Origin of the sequence: Brevundimonas terrae (assembly GCF_011761985.1) — a bacterium.
GTDB classification, from domain to species: domain Bacteria; phylum Pseudomonadota; class Alphaproteobacteria; order Caulobacterales; family Caulobacteraceae; genus Brevundimonas; species Brevundimonas terrae.
Window position 1 is genome coordinate 36,628 of sequence record NZ_JAASQT010000003.1, and the last position, 19,130, is coordinate 55,757.

Annotated in this window: 11 protein-coding genes and 1 pseudogene; 5 read left to right on the forward strand and 7 right to left on the reverse strand. The window is 59.1% G+C overall.

Annotated elements, in window-relative coordinates:
* Positions 1-341: 341 nt before the first annotated feature.
* Together FHS64_RS14395 and FHS64_RS08630 are read left to right on the forward strand one after the other, a co-directional pair.
* Positions 342-1,283: pseudogene (locus FHS64_RS14395) on the forward strand (autotransporter-associated beta strand repeat-containing protein); the annotation flags it as partial.
* Between the two features lie 48 nt (positions 1,284-1,331).
* The gene (locus tag FHS64_RS08630) at positions 1,332-7,571 is read left to right on the forward strand and encodes an autotransporter-associated beta strand repeat-containing protein (RefSeq protein ID WP_243862899.1); all 6,240 of its coding nucleotides are present in this window, start codon (positions 1,332-1,334) and stop codon (positions 7,569-7,571) included.
* Between the two features lie 85 nt (positions 7,572-7,656).
* On the opposite strand, the gene FHS64_RS08635 is transcribed toward FHS64_RS08630, so the two are convergent.
* The gene (locus FHS64_RS08635; protein WP_167177807.1) at positions 7,657-7,956 is read right to left on the reverse strand and encodes a DNA-binding protein; all 300 of its coding nucleotides are present in this window, start codon (positions 7,954-7,956) and stop codon (positions 7,657-7,659) included.
* Between the two features lie 379 nt (positions 7,957-8,335).
* Here FHS64_RS08635 and FHS64_RS08640 point away from each other — a divergent pair, with 379 nt between their 5' ends.
* Entirely contained in the window at positions 8,336-10,675 is a 2,340-nt protein-coding gene (locus tag FHS64_RS08640; protein ID WP_167177808.1) for a methyl-accepting chemotaxis protein, read from the forward strand.
* Between the two features lie 58 nt (positions 10,676-10,733).
* Here FHS64_RS08640 and FHS64_RS08645 read toward each other — a convergent pair whose 3' ends face one another.
* The 3 genes from FHS64_RS08645 to FHS64_RS08655 form a co-directional block, all read right to left on the reverse strand.
* Entirely contained in the window at positions 10,734-11,402 is a 669-nt protein-coding gene (locus FHS64_RS08645; RefSeq protein ID WP_167177809.1) for a TorF family putative porin, read from the reverse strand.
* Between the two features lie 104 nt (positions 11,403-11,506).
* Positions 11,507-11,686 (reverse strand): hypothetical protein, encoded by a 180-nt coding sequence (locus FHS64_RS08650; RefSeq protein WP_167177810.1) that lies wholly within the window; start codon positions 11,684-11,686, stop codon positions 11,507-11,509.
* A 61-nt stretch (positions 11,687-11,747) separates the two neighbouring features.
* Complete coding sequence (locus FHS64_RS08655) at positions 11,748-12,377, reverse strand: GntR family transcriptional regulator (protein WP_167177811.1); 630 nt, start codon at positions 12,375-12,377, stop codon at positions 11,748-11,750.
* A gap of 92 nt (positions 12,378-12,469) precedes the next feature.
* Here FHS64_RS08655 and FHS64_RS08660 point away from each other — a divergent pair, with 92 nt between their 5' ends.
* Positions 12,470-15,127: a TonB-dependent receptor gene (locus tag FHS64_RS08660; RefSeq protein WP_243862900.1), complete on the forward strand. Its 2,658-nt coding sequence runs from the start codon at positions 12,470-12,472 to the stop codon at positions 15,125-15,127.
* 74 nt (positions 15,128-15,201) lie between these two features.
* Here the strand turns inward: FHS64_RS08660 and fahA are convergent, their stop codons facing one another.
* Both fahA and hmgA read right to left on the reverse strand, forming a co-directional pair.
* The gene (gene fahA / locus FHS64_RS08665; protein ID WP_167177812.1) at positions 15,202-16,512 is read right to left on the reverse strand and encodes a fumarylacetoacetase; all 1,311 of its coding nucleotides are present in this window, start codon (positions 16,510-16,512) and stop codon (positions 15,202-15,204) included.
* Positions 16,509-17,807, reverse strand: coding sequence for a homogentisate 1,2-dioxygenase (gene hmgA, locus FHS64_RS08670; RefSeq protein ID WP_208380818.1), 1,299 nt, complete (start codon positions 17,805-17,807; stop codon positions 16,509-16,511). Before hmgA ends, fahA begins: the two co-directional genes overlap by 4 nt.
* Positions 17,808-17,878: 71 nt before the next feature.
* On the opposite strand from hmgA, the gene FHS64_RS08675 reads away from it, so the two are divergent.
* Positions 17,879-18,328, forward strand: a complete 450-nt coding sequence (locus FHS64_RS08675) for a MarR family winged helix-turn-helix transcriptional regulator (protein WP_167177813.1) — start codon at positions 17,879-17,881, stop codon at positions 18,326-18,328.
* A 6-nt stretch (positions 18,329-18,334) separates the two neighbouring features.
* Here the strand turns inward: FHS64_RS08675 and FHS64_RS08680 are convergent, their stop codons facing one another.
* Entirely contained in the window at positions 18,335-19,063 is a 729-nt protein-coding gene (locus FHS64_RS08680; RefSeq protein WP_167177814.1) for an IclR family transcriptional regulator, read from the reverse strand.
* Positions 19,064-19,130: the final 67 nt, after the last annotated feature.

The window sequence follows — 19,130 nt, forward strand, 5'->3', positions numbered from 1 at the left end:
TGATGATCTACAAAATCCGCAACGCGCTCAGAGCAATCACCGCGTAAAGACGCTCTGTTCCTCACAGAAAAATCACTGCCCCTTAGCGTTACCGGCCAACACTCCGCGCCAGAAATGAGACGCAGGGAAAAGTTTTTTCGCGATTTTGAGACACAGGGAAAAGTTTCAAAAACAGCGTGATTTTTCGTGCGCCGTACGCATTGACAGGCCCGCAAACAGATTTCATTTCCTTCGATATAGATACGCTTAAGGCTCTCTATTTAGATAGAGAATCTGAAAACACACAGGTTTCCAGTCCGCGGTTTCCCCTGCCGGACGGTGCGCTGTTCGAGGGATACAATATGACTGAAACCACCGCCTTTACGTCGCGCACGCATCTTTGCGCCACGTCTGCACTCGTCGGCATTACCGCGCACAAGGCAAGGCGCACAGCACGTTGGCCTCTATTGGCGGCGGCAGTGGTGACGCTGGCCGGTACAGGGTTGCTGGCCACCCCCGATCAGGCCTTTGCGCAGGCTCAGGACATAGACCTGATCACATCCGGCGATATCTACGACGTCAGTACACCCAGCGGAAGCTACACCATCGGATCCCTTAGCGGGGTCGCGGGTACATCTGTCAAAATAGGCGGGAGTCTTCTGACCTCGAACACCGCCGACGACACGACATTTGCAGGCATTATCAGCGGGCTTGGAACTTTTACTAAAAAGGGCGCGGGCACGCTCACTCTCACCGGGGCCAATACGTTTACCGGTGTTGTTCATATTGCCGGTTCTACCCTCAAACTGGGCGCAGGCGGTTCTCTGCCCTACATAAATAGACTAAATCTTGAAGGCAACAGCACATTTGATATTAGCAACTCCAGCAACCAAATAATTGGAAGCATATATGGTGATGCAGATAGTACAGTTTCACTCGGAAGCTATTATTTAACTTTAAATACATCGAACACTACTCAATATTTTCACGGTAAAATTACAGGTTCTGGCGGCATCAACCTAACTGGAAACCAAAATAATCTAATTATAACCGCTAACAATAGCTATAGCGGAAACACAATCATTAATGCAGGATCGTTTCTTAGCATCGGATCAGGTGGAACAACCGGTTCTGTTGCTGGAAATATCCAGAACGATGGATCCCTTAATTTCAATCGATCAGATAATATTGTTTACGGCGGGACAATATTTGGAAATGGCCACCTTAACAAGCACGGCGCCGGAACTCTTACCATTAATGGATCAAGTATTTATAGTGGTCGCACAATAATATATTCTGGCACATTAAAGTTGGGCACTTTTGGGTCACTATCCTCGATATCCGCTATAGATATGAGATCGAATACTGAATTCGAAATCACTACCGGTGGAAACCAGACCATCGGGTCGCTGGTGGGGCAATCAAATGCCGTCGTGAATCTTGGTGCCAATACTCTGACTATTGGAACCAATAATAGCCACACAACTTTTGCAGGCATTATTAAAGGCACCGGAGGTCTGACCAAGACCGGCTCAGGTACGCTGACCCTGAGCGGAGAGAACGTCTATACCGGTAAGACAACCATCAATGCAGGAACCCTCAGCCTCGGCGGCTCTGGCGCTTTTTCAGGCAGCAGCGCCGTCAACCTAGGCAGCGGTGCCACCCTTGATCTCAGTGGCGTAACCGGTTCACGAACGATTGGCTCGCTCAGCGGTTCAGCAGGCAGCACCGTGCAAATTGGAGCCGCCGATCTTACCATCGCTAATGCCAGCGACACGACATTTGCAGGCAATATCAACGGGTCTGGAACTTTTAACAAAACCGGCTCGGGTGCGCTCACTCTCACCGGTGCCAATGCGTTTACCGGTAATCTCAATGTTTACAGCTCTACCCTCAGACTGAGTTCAGGCGGTTCTCTGTCCCAAAACAGCAACCTAAACCTAACGGGTAACAGCACCTTCGATATCAGGGCCGCCGGAAACCAAACCATCGGGTCGCTGGAGGGGCAGTTAAATAGCCTCGTGGAACTTGGTGCCAATACCCTGACTATTGCTGGCAATAATGGCTCCGCAACTTTTGAGGGCACTATTTCAGGCACCGGAGGTCTGACCAAGAACGGCTCAGGTACGCTGACCCTGACCGGAACCAACATCTATAGCGGCAACACGACCATTAATGCAGGAACCCTCAGCCTTAGCGGCTCAGGCACTCTTTCAAACAGCAGCGCCGTCAGCCTAGGCAGCGGTGCCACGCTTGATCTCAGTAGCGTAACCAATGGGCGCACGATTGGCTCGCTCAGTGGTTTAGCAGGCAGCACCGTGAAGTTTGGAGCCTCCGCTCTCGCCGTCAAAAATGCCCGCAACACAACATTTGCAGGCACCCTTACGGGTGACGGGCAACTGGAAAAATCGGGGACTGGCACCCTGATCCTGACGGGCACCAATCACTACGACAGCACCGCCATATACGCAGGCAGCATCAGTTTAGCCGATGCCGGTTCGCTGAACTCGGGCAATTCTGTGTGGCTCTACAACTCCGGTGCGATCTTCGACATCAGTGCCGCGGATGGTGATCGCACCATAGGCACCCTGACAGGAAACGCGGGCACATTAGTTGTGCTGGGCGACAACCGCCTGACCGTAAACAGCCGCATGCCCCAGACATATTTCAGTGGCACCATTAGTGGCAATGGTGGTTTGACCAAGGCGGGAGCAGGTAGCCTGCTCCTGACGGGTCAAAACTCCTATAAAGGCCAAACCATTATCGAGAACGGCACCCTTGAACTGGGTTCGGGTGCAAGTCTTTCATCTCAAAGCGGCATTAGCCTGACAGGGGCCACTGCCAAACTCGCCATCGGAGGCAGCCACACCATAGGCTCGCTGTCCGGCGTGGCGGGATCACAAGTGGAGCTTGTCTCACACACCCTGCTGACCATGGGTGGTGACAATACAAGCACGACATTTGCGGGCAAATTCAATGATGCCGGCTTCTCAAACACCATTGTGAAGACCGGCGCGGGTCAATTAACCCTGAGCGGAGACAACTCGTCCTCAAACAACCGTCTGATTGTACAGAACGGTGCATTAGTGATGGCCGGTTTGTGGGGTGGCAGCGTCCAAGTAGACGGCGGGTTCTTGCAGTTCGGCCAGACCGCCTTCCAAAACCCTGCCTATGCGGGCCTGGACCATAGGCTTCGCGGCGATCTGAATATCAACAATCCTTTCAGCACCCTGTACATCACTGGTCGTGATACCCTGACGGTTGCTGGTGAGGTGAACTTCGAGGCCTATACTAATCTGCTCATCCATTCGGGTGCCAGCGGCCCCTCCCTGATAGCCGATTCTATAGACCTCGGATGGGACAGCGTTTTAACCATCAGCGGCATCAATGATGGCGATGCCCTGCCCAAGGCGTTGATCCAGACCACGAACGGGATCACCGGCGATTTTCGCAATGTGAGTATCGGCGGCTTCGCAGGATCGGTCGATTATATGACCCTGCATTCCGGCTTTTCGGCAGACAGAAAAGAGTATCTGGTTGAGTACGACCTGAGCTGGACCGCCAATAACGCACTGGCGCACGGCACCTTCACCCTATCCGATGCGAGCAACCGCTTTGTTCTGGGTGCCGATCTTAGCGATCAGGCGGCCAATTTTTGGGAAGGATGGACCGGCAAAACCCTGACCAAGGCCGGAAAGGGCACCTTGGTTCTAACCGGCCACAATACCTATACGGGTGGCACCACGATTACCGATGGTACGCTGCAACTGGGTGATGGCGGTACCACAGGCTCGGTGGTGGGCAATATCACCAATAACGGCACCTTGGTGTTCAACCGTTCGGATTATACCGTCTTTGGCAACCACATTTTCGGCAGCGGCGATCTGGTAAAGGAAGGCGGCAATACCCTGATCCTGTCGGGGATCAACACCTATACTGGCGGCACGACCATCCGTGATGGCGCGATCCTGATAACACAGGACGCCGCACTGGGCAGTGGTGCCCTGACATTTGATGGCGGCGGACTGACTGTGGTCGGTAGCTTCGACACCAACCGCCAGATCAATCTGAACCAGAACGGATTGTTCAATGTCAGCGCCTTACAGACCCTGGGTCTGGATGGTTTGATTTCCGGCACTGGCGCTCTGGTGCTGGACGGTAGCGGAACATTGAAACTGACGGGTGCCAATACCTATAGCGGTGGCACCAACATCGTCGATGGCACGCTGATCGCCTCGACGGTCTCCCTGTCCGGTCCGGTTCGCAATGCCGGAACCCTTGTGTTCGACCAGAACAGCAATGCTGTCTTTGCCGATACCCTGTCGGGCCTGAACGGCACCAACGGTCTGGTGCTAAAACGCGGCAGCGGTACCCTGACACTGACAGGTCAGTCCGATTTGGACTGGCAGATTCTGGCTGGCGGTCTTGCCGCCTCGTCCGGCCTGTTCAGCGGCAGTGCCATGATCGACAGTGCGAGCCACCTGTCCTTTACCGACAGCGCCACAGCCACCTATGCAGACATTTTGTCGGGCACAGGCCGGTTCAACATGGACGGCACCGGCTCGGTCCTCATGACCGGCGACAGTTCCGGTTTTGGCGGCAGCACCTTTATCAACAACGGCACGCTTCTGGTCGGTGACGCCAGTGGTCAGGGCAGCCTTGGCGGTTCGTTCAGCGTGCTGGACGGCGCCACTCTGGGCGGCTCGGGCACCATCGGTTCGGGCTCAGGCTCGACCGTGACCATCGCCTCGGGCGCAACCCTGTCGCCGGGCAACTCGATTGGCACCTTGAATGTCGACGGCAATCTGGTTCTGGATACCGGTGCCATACTGAATATGGAGATGGGCAGCGCCGGTGCATCGCTGAAAAACCCCGGCATCAGCGACCGCATCAATGTCAGCGGCGATCTGACACTGAACGGCACCCTGAACCTGAGCCAAAGCAGCAATACCGCCGATGGCACGTTCAGCATCGGCTATTACCGGTTGATGACCTATGGCGGCACCCTGAACGGCAGCGGCCTGACCCTCGGCCAGTCCCCTGCCCTTGCCGGTGCCACCCCACCCCAGATCATGGCGGGTAACGGCACAGTGGACCTGTTCGTCGCCGGGATCGGTGACGATACTTTGCAGCACTGGCAAGGCGGCAACGGCGTCTGGAACAGCAGCAACGCACAGTGGCAAAACCAGAACGGCTCCACCGCGGCCGGTTGGGCGGGCAATCATGCGGTGTTCCGCGACCAGTCGGGCTTCAATGGCGGCACCATCACCCTCGACGGTGCCCAGTCGTTCAAGGGGCTACAGTTCGTCGATAATGGCTATCGTCTGGAAGGCACCGGTTCGCTGGTCACAGACAATGCCGGATCGGAAATCCGCGTCCTTGCCGACAGCGCCACCATTGCCGCAAGCATCAGCGGGACCGGCGGCATCACCAAGACACAGGGCGGCACCCTGATCCTGAGCGGCACTAACAGCTATAGCGGCGGCACGACCTTGCTGGGCGGCATGATCGCCGTCACCCAAGACGCCAATCTGGGTGCAGCCAGCGGCGAGCTGACCTTTAACGGCGGCGCACTCCAGATCAACGGCACAGACTTTGGCCGTACAGGGCGTGACATCTCGTTCGGCACCAATGGTGGCATTCTGGACCTTGTCGAGGCCAATCACACCCTGACACTGGACGGTACGCTGTCTGGCGCTGGCACCTTGGTCAAACAGGGTGCGGGCACGCTGGCGCTTACGGGCCAGAACAGCTTCGGCGGTATCCGCGTCGAGGCAGGCAAGCTGATCGGCATCGTCGCATCGCTGGCCAATACGGTCGATCTGGCTGCATCCACCAGCCTCAGCCTCACCGATACGGGCAACAGTGTTTATGCGGGCACCTTGTCCGGTTTGGGCCAGTTCAACCTTGATGGAGCGGGTACGGTCCTTATGACCGGCAACAGTTCCGGTTTTGGCGGCAGCACATTCGTCAATACGGGCACGCTGCTGGTCGGTGACGCCAGTGGCTTCGGCAGTCTCGGCGGTTCGTTCAGCGTGCTGGACGGCGCCACTCTGGGCGGTTCCGGCACCCTCGGTTCGGGCGCAGGCTCGACCGTGACCATCGCCTCGGGCGCAACCCTGTCGCCGGGTAACTCGATTGGCACCCTGACCGTCAATGGCGATCTTCTGTTCCAGCAAGGCGCGCGTTTTGTCGTCGAGGTCGCCCCCGGCGGGTCTGACAGCGATCTGGTCAAGGTCAGTGGCAAGGCGACCCTTGGCGGTACGGTGGCCCATATCGGTGCCAACGGAAACTATGACCTGCGCTCGGCCTATACCATCCTGTCGGCAGGCAGCCTGAGCGGCACATTCGAGGCCGTGACCTCGGACTTTGCCTTCCTCACCCCCAGCCTGACCTATGACACCACGGCCGGCAACGTGGTGCTGGAGCTGGAGCGCAACAATCGCGAATTCGCCTCGGCAGCCCAAAGCCGCAATCAGGTCAAAACCGCACGCGCCATCGAAAGCATCGGCTTCAATGCCGGCAACGCTGTGTATGACGCGATTGCCCAGATGGCCGACGACAAGACCGCGATCCGCTCGGCCTTTGACCAGTTGTCAGGCGAAGTCCATGCCTCGGCCAAGGCGACACTGATCGAAGACAGCCGCTATATCCGCAACGCCGCCAATGCCCGTATCCGCTCGGCCTTTGGCGATGCAGGGGCTTCTGTGGCTCCGGTACAGGCCTATAACGCCAATGGCGAACCCGTTGCCGTTGATGCCACCCATGACGGTGCCGCCTTCTGGGCACAGGGCTTTGGCTCGTGGGGCAGTGTCAGCCGCAACGACAGCACGGCCGCGATGGAACGCTCCAGCGGCGGTGTCTTGATGGGTGGCGATGTGTCGGTGTCCAACTGGCGTGTTGGTGCTCTTGCAGGCTACAGCCGTGCGGACATCGACCAAGCCAATGAGGCAGCCACGGCCGTTGCCGACAACTATCATCTGGGGGCCTATACCGGCACTCGTATCGGCAACACCTCGGTCCGCGCAGCCCTCGCCTATAGCTGGCACACAGTAGATGCGACCCGTTCGGTCCGGTTCAGCGGTTTCAGCGACCACCTGACCAGCACCTATGATGCCACCACCTTCCAGGCCTTTGCCGAGGTGGGCCACAGCATGGATGTAGGCGCGAACACCCGACTGGAGCCTTTTGCCAATCTGGCGCATATCCGCCTGAATACGGATGCCTTGGCCGAAACGGGCCAGTCGGCTGCCCTGCGCGGCCACAGCACCAAGCATGAAGCCACCTTCGGCACTGTGGGCCTGCATGGCGAGCAACTGCTGGTCGCCGATGGCACACGGGCCAGCCTGCGCGGCACTCTGGGCTGGCGACATGCCTTTGACGGCAATGTCATCGAGACCCGCCACGCCTTCTCGGCCGGTGACCGCTTCACAATCCGTGGCGCACCGATCGCCAAGGACAGCGCTGTCATCGAGGCCGGTCTGGACCTGGGCTTCAGCCCCAACACCACCCTGGGCCTGACCTATTCCGGCCAAGTCTCCAAACAAGCACAGGACCACGGCCTCAACGCCACGTTCTCCATGCGCTTCTAACCTGTAATGGTCGGGACCTGATATTCTCAGGTCCCGACCTTGGGTTTTACACCTGCCGATTCAATCTCGATAACGTTCCTCAGCGCTAAACGTCATCATCTCCGACGGGCCCGCCCTCGTTCTCCATCCGGCGGATTGATCGCACTTCCTGTCTGGTGAATTTGAGACGCACGCCAATGCCTCCGTCTTCGTCAGTGAGGAACACCGCCCCACCCTCTTCAAGCACGGCCTGAATGCGCGCTCTGGCTTCCTCGCCCGGATCAACATTCTCGCGCTCGAATGCAGCCAGTGCAGCCAGTTCCATCGAGGATTTACGCGCCACATGCTCGCGCGGCCACTGCACCAATGCACGCGCAGCTCGGGCAAGGGGTCCGGTTAGGGTCATGATGGCATCCTTCAGCTAAGCAATATGTCGGCTATTCAGACATACGGGGCTGAAAATGCAAACACCGGCCCGAACGCGCGCCTTGGCATCTGCAAAAGTGGTGCTTGGCTGAACCCCAATAAGCCCTCTTGGCAGGCAGTGTTCATGGAGGCGTAGCCCTGTTTTCGCTCGCCTCGGAACACAGGTTTTAAAGCCACTGCGCTGAAATCATTAAAAAACCACGATATTTTAATTGTAAAACTCTACTAAAAACACTCTCTACTCCAACGACTTAAGTTCGTCCGCATACAGATGCTCAAACCTTGGCCCGTCAGCGTCCGCCAATGCTAGCGCCTCATTAAGACAATCTGCCTAGAAGGCGCCCCGTACAGGGGTAACTATGCCGAATTTTAAAAACTTATCCGTCGCCGGAAAACTTCTTCTGGCAGGTGGTGCCGTAACTGGACTGCTGCTGGTGCTGGCGGCAGCGGGCGTATCGCAGAATACAAGATCGGTCGCGCGCGATCTCTCGAATGACTATGCGCAGGCACTGGGCGACAGCGCTGTTTCCAATGTCAGCGGCCAGATTGCAGAGGCTTCGGCCACGGCACGCGCCATGGCCGAGATGATTGGCAAGGCCCACGAAACCGGCCTACGCGACCGTGCGACGGTTGTGGCCATGGTAAAACCGGCCGCCACTGCCACGCCTTTGATTATGGGCAGCTGGTTCATGGCCGCGCCCAACGCTTTTGACGGTCAGGACGCTGCCTATATCGGGCGTGACGACCTTGGCTCGAACGCGGCGGGCCACTTCCTCCTGTACTGGGTCAATGACGGCACGAGCACCAAGTTGCAGGAAGCCATGGAAAGCACCGACTATGCAGGTGCCTTCTACACTCAGGCCTTTACCAGCGGTAAGCCTGCCATCGTCGAACCCTATGCCGAAGACCTCAACGGCAAGTCTGTATTGATGACCTCGGTGGCCTATCCGGTCATCTCGAATGGCAAGATCATCGGCGTGGCGGGTCTTGATCTGGCTTTGGACGATTTTTCGACCTTGCTGGGCCAGATCAAGCTTTTCAAAACCGGTCGGGTGATGCTGCTTTCGGGTGAAGGCAACTGGGTATCGCACGCCAATGCGGCCCTGCTGACCAAACCCTATGCCGAAGCCCGCAAGACCGCTATCCAAGCCGTTCTGGACGGCGGCAAGGCGACCCAGATCGACAAGATACGCGACCTCAACAACGTGAAGGTCGAGCGTCTGGTCAGCCCTGTGACGTTCGCATCGTTGGGCACGACCTGGGCGCTTGTCACCGACATCCCGACCGCAGAGATCAATGGTCCGGCGGATCGTCTGGCTGTTGCCATGATGATTGGCGGGCTGGTAATTTTGGCACTGGTTCTGGGATCGCTCTTCTTTGTGACCGAGCGTGTTGTGCGCCGTCCACTGGCACAGTTGTCCGCATCGGTTAGCGCCCTGAACGCCGGTCGCTACGAGGAACCCGTCAAGGGCACGGCCAGCACCGACGAAGTGGGCGGCATCGCCCGCTCGCTAGAAGGCTTCCGTCACGATCTGGCCGAGACAGCCCGTCTGCGCGCCGATCAGGAACGCGCCCGCGCGGCTGCCGAAGAAGAGCGCCAGCGCAATGACGCCATCCGTCGTGCGGCCGAAGAAGAACAGCAGTTCGTGGTCACCTCGGTTGGTGAGGGTCTGTCCCGTCTTTCGGACGGCGACCTCACCTATCGTCTCGATGCCAGCTTCCCGCAGGACTATCGCAAGCTGCAACAAGACTTCAACATCGCCATGGGCCGTCTGGAAGACACCATGTCGGGCATTATCGGCAGCGCCAGCGGCATCCGCACCACGACCAACGAAATCAGCTCGGCCGCCAACGACCTGTCGCACCGCACAGAACAACAGGCTGCAAACCTCGAAGAAACTGCTGCGGCTCTTGAAGAGGTCACCACCACGATCCGCCAAGCTTCGGACGGTGCCGAGCGGGCGCGCGATATTGTCGATACCACCCGCGACAATGCCACCCGCAGTGGCGAAGTCGTCAGCGAAGCCGTCACCGCCATGCGCGACATCGAGGCCTCTGCCCAGCAGATCGCCCAGATCACCGGCGTGATCGACGAGATCGCTTTCCAGACCAATCTTCTGGCGCTGAATGCGGGCGTCGAAGCTGCACGGGCGGGCGATGCAGGTCGCGGCTTTGCCGTGGTCGCTTCCGAGGTACGGGCCTTGGCCCAGCGCTCGGCAGCCGCCGCCAAGGAGATCAAAACCCTGATCGGATCCAGCACCGAACGGGTCAATCAGGGCGTCAAACTGGTGGACGGCACGGGCGAAGCCCTGACCCGCATCATCAGCGAAGTGACCGAGATCAGCCATCTGGTATCCGGCATCGCCGCCTCGGCGCGTGAACAGGCTACCGGTCTGGCCGAAATCAATGTCGCTGTGAACCAGATGGACCAGATGACCCAGCAGAATGCCGCCATGGTCGAACAGTCCACGGCTGCCAGCCATGCACTGGCGCAGGAAGCCGGTGTTCTGGGTGATATGATGGAGCGTTTCCGCATTCGCCAGAATACAGCGGCGGTGGCCGTTCAAGCCAAGCCTGCAAAACCGGCCTCCCCTGCGGTGAACACTCCGGTGTCTGCCATCAAACGCCCGGCCCCCGTTCTGAAGACCGTCGGTGGCCGCAACATGCCTGTCGACGAACACGACTGGCAGGAGTTCTGATCATCGGTCTTGCGCCGCCGCTCTTCTTAACGGCGGCGGCGCAAGACATGATCTGATCCTAGAAGCTGGCCGTTAGTCCCACGGTCAGCCGGTCATCGTTCTCGGGGCTGTCCACATCATGATAGCGTACATCCAGCGCCAGAGCGTCGCTCAGCGCATAGGCCGTACCCAGATTCCAGGTGGCATAGTCCCCGCTGACATCCAGCCACTGATGGCCGACTGCCGCTGAAAGCGTCCATTTGTCAGCCACCGCATAGGCCGCATTCAGTTCGACATAGGCTGCTTCCTTGTCTGCCCCCGAATAATCGAACGAATAATAGGCCGCAGCGCCCAGCACCGCCGCCCCTACAGGCCGCGAGGCCTGCGCCATGAACTCTACATAGTTGTAGTCGGCTCCATCGGGCGCGCCGACATAGCCATATCCCGCGACACCGAAATCAAGATCATAGCCCGCAGCCTGTGTGCGATAGCCGCCATACAGATCGACCTCGGCATCCGTACCGTCGCCAAAGTCGACATTGGACGCCCATGCGCCCACATAGAAACCACCCAGATCGGCATCAACACCGCCTTGCAGGGCAGCACGCCCGTCCGTCTGGCTCAAACCACGAAATACATAGTCACTGACAACACCGGCGTTGAAAACAACCTCGGGCGCGCCCTGCGCCTGAACCGTACCGGCACCCAACAAAACAAACGCCGAAACGCAAACCAACACAGACTTCATCAACACCCCCATTCTTACGAGGCGGCACCTCTGTCACAAAATAGTTGATGAATTTTCCTTCAAACCAAGCCAACAGGCACTGACAGCTTAATTTGTTCTAGGCGCTACTGAATTTGGCTTTCGATCCATTGGCGCAGCTTGTCTACGATGTGAAGATTGTTCAGGTCGCGGTTTACGGCGAACCTATGATCGGCAGCCTCAACCGTCCTTGAAGATTTGCCGGAATAGCCATATCGAAACCCCACCTGTCGGAAAGTCTCTTTCAAATCCGGCAGATCGGTCATTCAAACAAACGAGTTATTCCTCGGATTGATGAACCTGTTTCATGAGGAAACGGGGCGCAGGCTATGCCCGCATTTGCGACGGATAACGCTCCCCCGCCCAGATGTGGTTCTCCAACAGGGTCACAGCGCCCTCGATATCGCCATTACAGAGGGCATCATAAATGCGCTGGTGGTCATGGTTCGAGCGCGGCTGCCAGCTATCGGCGCGTTCCTTGGCGAACACCTGACGCGAGAAGGCAATATTGAGATCGGCCACGGTCGCCACCAGACGCGGCATCAGCGATAATTCGGCCATTGCCGTATGGAATGCACGGTTGGCCGCTTCCCACGCCACCAGATCCGAGGCCTCGTCACCCGCCTTCAGGGCTGCGCGAACCTTGACCAGTTGCCGCGTATTGGGTCGCCCACGCTGGGTCCGCAACGCCATGACCTCCAGAGCGCCGCGCATACGCACAATCTCGAGGGCGTCATGGCTGTCCAACGGGGCCACCCGCACGCCGCGTCGGGGCTCGCTGATGGCCAGACGCCTGATCTCCAACCGCAGGAAGGCCTCGCGGATCGGCACATGGCTGGTGTTGAACTCATGTGCGAACACTTCCTGACGCAGGCGTTCACCTGCTTTCAGTTCACCGATAATGATACGGTGGGTCAGTTCGTCAGCGACCTTTTCGGCCAGTGTAGGTTCGCGCATTATCAATAATCTACGGCGTTTATGGGTGACACAACACGCCCAATGCGGCAACGGGCGCTTCAATGTCAAAGTGCTTTTGGATTTTATCAATAATGTTCACGCGCAAAACCAAGGCAAGCTTCTGTGCAGGCGCAGCCCTGTCGGCCCTGCTCATGCCCGCCGCCGCGATTGCCGAGACGCTGCCCATGGCTTTGGATGACCAGATTGTCCGCACGCAGGTCGAAGATATTGTTGTCACCGGTTCGCGTCTGGCCGGTGCCGCCCGCATGACCACGGTCGAGAACATCAACCAGACCCAGCTTCAGGCCGCCGGTATTTCCGACCTGTCGCAGATTACCCGTCTGGTCGGGGCCAATTCCGGTTCGGAAAATCTGATCGACCAGTTGAACAACCCGCAAAGCTCGGGCACGGCCCAGTTCAATCTGCGGAACCTCGGCCTTGGATCGACGCTCGTTCTGGTCGATGGCCAACGCTGGACCAACAGCGCCGTGGTGGCCACCGACGGTTCGGCCTTTGTCGATATCAACTCGCTGATCCCGACCATCGCGCTGGAACGTGTCGAGGTAGTCAAGGACGGAGCCTCGGCCATTTATGGATCTGATGCCGTGGCCGGTGTGGTCAATTTCATCACCCGCCGCGACGTGACCGCCCCCGAAATGCGCGCCAAATACGCCTTTACCGATGGCTCGGATGAAAGCGTGATCGAGGCCATCGGCGGTCTGGATCTGCTGGATGGACGCCTGACGCTGGCGGCGTCGCACTTCCACCGTTCGGCCTTGGGGTCTGACGAGCGCGACTTTACTCAGGCCGAACGCTATGGCCGCGCCGCATGGACAGCCGTCACCAGCTATGGCCAGCCTGGTTCCTATTTCCGCCCGTCCACCAATGCCTATGTGGCCGATGCCGATTGCGAAAACCCCGTCTTTGTCGGCTCATATCGCAACAGCCCGTCGGACAGCTTCTGCCGTCTGGACTATTCGGACTTCTTTGACCTGACGCCCGAAGAAACCCGCACCCAGTTGTTTGCCGATTATCGCAAGACGATTGGCGATACGGATGTGTGGGCGCAAGCCGCGTGGGCCTCTACCTTTACCCGCGCCCGCCAGTCCCCGTCCCTGCCCATCCTGTCGCGCACTCTGACGATCGGCCAAGACCATCCCGACAATCCCTATGGCGAAGACGTGCTGTTCCGTGGTCGCCTGAAGGGCGGAGCCTCGGGCGCATCGGCGGCCGAGTTCGACTACGAGACATGGCGCATTGCCGGTGGCGCAGACGGCAAACTGAATGACAACTGGAACTGGTCGTTCTCGGCCACCGCCAGCCGTCAGGACGTGGATTACAGCAAGCCGGACGTTGTCGGCAGCGCCCTGCAAAATGCTCTGAACGGCTTTGGCGGCGCGGGCTGCGATATCACCACCGGCACCGCAGGGGTCGGCCCGTGCAGCTATTACAACCCGTTCGGAAGCGCCCTGACCGGCACCGGCACGGCCAACAGCCAAGCCCTGATCGACAGCCTGACCGGCTGGACACGCCTGCGCGGCAGTGCCGAACTGTTCACGCTGGACGCCCAGATCGACGGACGCGCCCATGAATGGGATGGTGGCAGCCTCGATCTGGCGGCGGGCCTGCAATACCGCCGCAACGCCTTCCGCCATGACTGGAGCGATCAGGTCAATTCGGGCGATCTGCTGACTGCAGGGTTTGCACCCGACTTTGACGGCACGCAGGACACCTATGCCGCCTTTGCCGAGGCCCGCCTGCTGCTGGGCCAAAACATCGAGGCGCAGTTCGCCGCCCGTTACGAAACCTATGACGGATCTTCCGGCAAGCTCAGCCCCAAACTGGCGCTCCGCTGGGATGCCACCGAAGCCCTCGCCCTGCGTGGTTCATGGGGTCGCGGATATCGCGCACCGTCGGTCTATACCACCCGTGGCGCTCAGGCGGCCCAACCTTCGGTGCTGGACCGTGGCAGCTATGTGTTTGTGAATACCCTGACCTCGGGCAATCCGGACCTTGAGCCGGAAACCTCCGAACACATCAGCCTCGGCGCGATCTGGAAACCCGTTCGCGGCCTTGAACTGTCGGTCGATGCATGGCGCTTCGACTATAGCAACCTTGTCATCAAGGAGGCTCCGCAGCCGATCATCGATCAGGCCGCAGCCGACGATGCCGCTGGCCTGACCGGCACAGAGGCGCAAAAGCGCGTCACCCGCTCAAGCAGTGGCAGCATCAGCATGGTGCAGCTGTATTTCATCAATGCCTCGTCGATTGAAACCTCGGGCCTTGATCTGTCGGCGCGTTACAGCCGCCCATTGCTGGACGGCACCGTGTCGGCCAGCGCCACATGGACACTGGTGGACCAGTACGACATCCGCGTTGACGGTCGCGGCCCCTCGGTATCGGGCGTGGGTTCCACCAATCTGAACACGCTGGGTCGCTCATTGCCGGAAAACAGGGGCGAGTTTGGCGTCTCGTGGCAGAATGACCGCCACGGCCTGACGGGTCTGGTTCACTATACCAGCGGCTATAATAATGACCGCGCCGGTATCACCGACACCACCATCGCCAGCCAGACCACCGCCGACATCTATTACAGCTATAATGTCAGCGACACGCTGGAACTGGGCGTCGGTGTGATGAACATCGCCGACAAGGCCCCGCCACTGGCGCAGTTCTTCCTCGCCTATGATCCCATCGTCGCCGACCCGCGCGGACGTGTGGTCAGCCTCAATCTGAGCAAGCGTTTCTAGGCCTTCGACGGCCAAACAAAAGCGGCCCTGCGTTACAAACGCAGGGCCGCTATGCCGTCAGAACCGCTCTAGCCCTACCCTACCAAGGCTGGTGCCGGCAGAATGGTGCCCTCGCATGGCCCGAAACCGATCGAGACATAGCCATCGGCCTTGGCGCAGGCGGACAGGCTGATCTGGTCACCGTCTTCGGCAAAGGTGCGTGTACCACCCGGAATTTCTACCGGATTTGCACCGCCGCTGGTGATTTCCAGCAGACTGCCAAAGCCCGAGCGTTCCGGTGCCGAGATGGTGCCCGAACCCAGCAAGTCGCCCGCGTTCAGATTACAGCCATTTGAGGCATGGTGGGTCACGATCTGGGCGACCGTCCAATACATGTTGGACGTCGGACCTTCGCTCAGTTGCGCAGCAGGCGTTCCGGCCTTGCGCATCTCTTCGCTGGAAATGCTGACCTTCAGGTCAATCGACAGGGCACCACCGGCCTGATCTGCATCGCTCCAGATATAGGGCAGCGGCTTGGGATCACCTTCCGGACGCGGCTTCGGGGCCGTGAAGAACGGAGCCATGGCCTCGGTCGTGATGACCCATGCCGAAATGGTCGACATAAAGTTCTTGGCGAGGAATGGGCCAAGCGGCTGATATTCCCACGCCTGGAAGTCACGCGCCGACCAGTCGTTCAGCAGGCAGAAACCCGCCACATGGTTCATGGCATCGTCGATGGCAATCGGCTGACCCAGCGCATTGCCCTGACCAATCCAGACGCCGATCTCCAGTTCGTAGTCCATGCGCTTGCTTGGTCCGAACGAAGGCGTATCCGCAGTCGGAGCCTTGGTCTGGCCATTGGGGCGCACCACCGGCGTACCCGACACACGGATCGAGGACGCACGACCGTGATAGCCAATCGGCACATGCTTGTAGTTCGGCAGCAGAGGGTTATCCGGACGGAACAGCGCACCAACATTCATGGCGTGGTGAATACCGACATAAAAGTCGGTGTAATCGCCGATACGCGCCGGAAGGTGCATGCTTACATCGGATGCAGCAACCAACAGAGGCTGGACCTTGTCCTTGTTCGCCTCGTCCGACAGCAGGGCCGACAGGATATGTCGCAACGCCAGACGCTTGGCAGGCGACATATCCATATAGGCATTCAGCGTGTCCGAGGTCAGCACGTCGGCGTCATGTCCAGCCAGAAGGCCGACCGTAACAGCCGCTTTCACATCCAGAACATAGTCACCGATAGCCACGCCAATACGCGGCGCATCACCCTTTACCGAGAACACGCCGAACGGCAGGTTCTGGATCGGGAAATCCTTGTGACCATTGGCGCTCTCCACCCAGCTTTTCAGTTCGTCAGAATGGGTATGGTCGATTACTGGACGGCTCACGCTTGGGGATTCCCTTTTTCAAAGTTCGACCAGACATCATCATAGTCGAGCTGCATGCTTGGGCTGTTCATGGCGAAGTCGGTCGTGCGGATCACGGCGCGGCTCTCGAACATGAAGGCCATGGTGTTTTCTTGTTTGTGCGGCTTCAGATCAGCATTGACGGCAGCGTTGTAGCTGGCCTGATCCGGCCCGTGCCCGCTCATCTGGTTGTGCAGCGAGGCACCACCGGGGCTAAAGCCATCGGCCTTGGCGTCATAGGCACCGGTAATCAGCCCCATGAACTCGCTCATCACGTTGCGGTGGAACCACGGTGGACGGAACGTATTCTCGGCCACCATCCAGCGCGGCGGGAAGATCACGAAGTCACAGTTGGCTGTGCCAACCGTATCGGTCGGGCTGGTCAGGACCGTGAAAATCGACGGATCGGGGTGATCGAAGCTTACGGTATTGATGGTGTTGAAATGGCGCAGATCATAGCGATACGGCGCAAGATTGCCGTGCCATGCCACCACGTCGAACGGCGAGTGGTCCAGCATCGTGGTCCATAGACCACCCTGATATTTCTGGACCAGTTCAACCGGCGCATCCACATCTTCATAGGCCGCGACCGGTGTCTCGAAGTCGCGCGGATTGGCCAGACCGTTCGAGCCAATCGGCCCAAGATCCGGCAGACGGAACAGCGCGCCGTAGTTCTCGCAGATATAGCCCCGCGCCGATGCGCCCTTCAGTTCCACCCGCAGGCGGACACCACGCGGAATGACGGCAATCTGTTGGGGTTCAAGATCGATAATGCCGAACTCGGTCACCAGCGTCAGCTCGCCCTGCTCCGGCACGATGAGCATTTCGCCATCGGCATTGAAGAAGACGCGCTCCATAGAGCGGTTACAGGCATAGACGTGAATGCCGATACCGGCCCCTGCTCCCACATCGCCATTACCGCCATAGGTAATCAGACCATCGATGAAGTCGGTCGGCTCGGTCGGGATCGGCTGGGCATTCCAACGCATACGGTTGGGCGACGGCGGTGCCGTGAAAGGCGCCGTCTCTAGATGGGTCTTCTTGCCATAGGGCTTGAAGGCACCATGATTGGCCGACGGGCGCAGACGGTAGAGCCAGCTACGGAAGTTTTCCTTGCGCGGTGCCGTAAAGGCCGTGCCCGACAACTGCTCTGCATACAGGCCGAACGGCGTCTTCTGCGGCGAGTTCTGGCCCTGAGGCAGGGCACCGGCGACGGCTTCGCTGGCAAAATGGTTGGCAAAGCCGACCATATAGCTGCGGCTGTTAGGGGTTCCCATGTGCGTCCCTCCATTTAGTTTCATTTGAAACCAGTTTGACGGGACGCGGTTACAGTGTCAACTGTGCCCCGATGCAAAACACCGCGCCTTTTCGCCTCGACGACTTCCTGCCCTATCTGCTTTCGGTTGCGACCAATGTGGTCAGTGACGCGGTTGCCGCGACCTACACCACGACGCACAAGCTCAAGACGCCGGAGTGGCGGCTGATTGCGGTTCTGGCCGAGGACGGAGCCCTGACACCACTGGCCATCGGCCAGCGCACCCGCATGGACAAGGTGACGGTCAGTCGTGCCGCCATGTCCCTGATCGAGCGCGGCCTGTTACGGCGCACGCCAAACCCCGCCGACCAGCGCTCGCACCTGCTCAGCCTCTCGGCTTCGGGCAAGGCGGTCTATCAGCAAGTCGCACCCGAAGCTCTAGCGGTCGAGGCGCGTATCTTTGACGGCTTCAGCCCCGAAGAGCGACAAACCCTGTGCGCGCTTCTGATGCGCGCACAAAAGGCCGCCGCCCCTAAGGGCTAACCGTCTCTATTTCAGCAGTTCGGACAGGGCTCTGGCGCATTCCAGAACGCTTTCACGCGATTTCTCAACGTCCAGATTGTTCAGGGCCACAACCCCGACACTGGCCTCGATGCCGCTGAAACTGCCACCCGGCAAGACAAGCGGACTGGCCACGCCGACGGCGCCGGGCTGAAGCTGGCCACGCGAAACACTGACACCTTCCAGACGCGCCTGGCGCACTTCCGCACTGTCTGATTCCAAAGGCGGGCGACTGGAGAGAATCGCGATGCCCGCCGCGCCCAGTGACAGAGGGTGGCGGCTGCCGATGCGATAGGTAACGTGCAGAATACTGCTGTCCGCATCCACGACATCGATCGGCACACAGTCATTGCCCTCGGCAATGGAAATGAAGGCCGAGGCCTGCACCTTTTGCGACAGGTCCTGCAGCAGCGGTCGGGCAATCGAGCGCAAATGCGGCGCGAAACGCGACGACAGCGGCAACAGACCCGGCCCCAATATGGCCCGCCCCCCCGGTCCCTTCATCACAAGTCGGTGAAGTTCCAGCGTCTTTACAAGCCGATAGGTGATGGCGCGGTGCAGCCCCATACGCACCGCCAACTCGGCCACCGTGAGGCCATCCGGCGACAGGGAAATAATACTCAGGGCCTGCAAACCACGGTCGAGAGTCTGGACGATATTGGGGTCCTTACCCCCTTCGTCACCCGTGTTTTCCGAGCCTGCCTTGGCAGCCGCCATATCGCGAATCCCTGATCAAAAATTGCGTCTGCAACCCTAGCACCAAGCAGGTGTCTTCGGCCTGTGT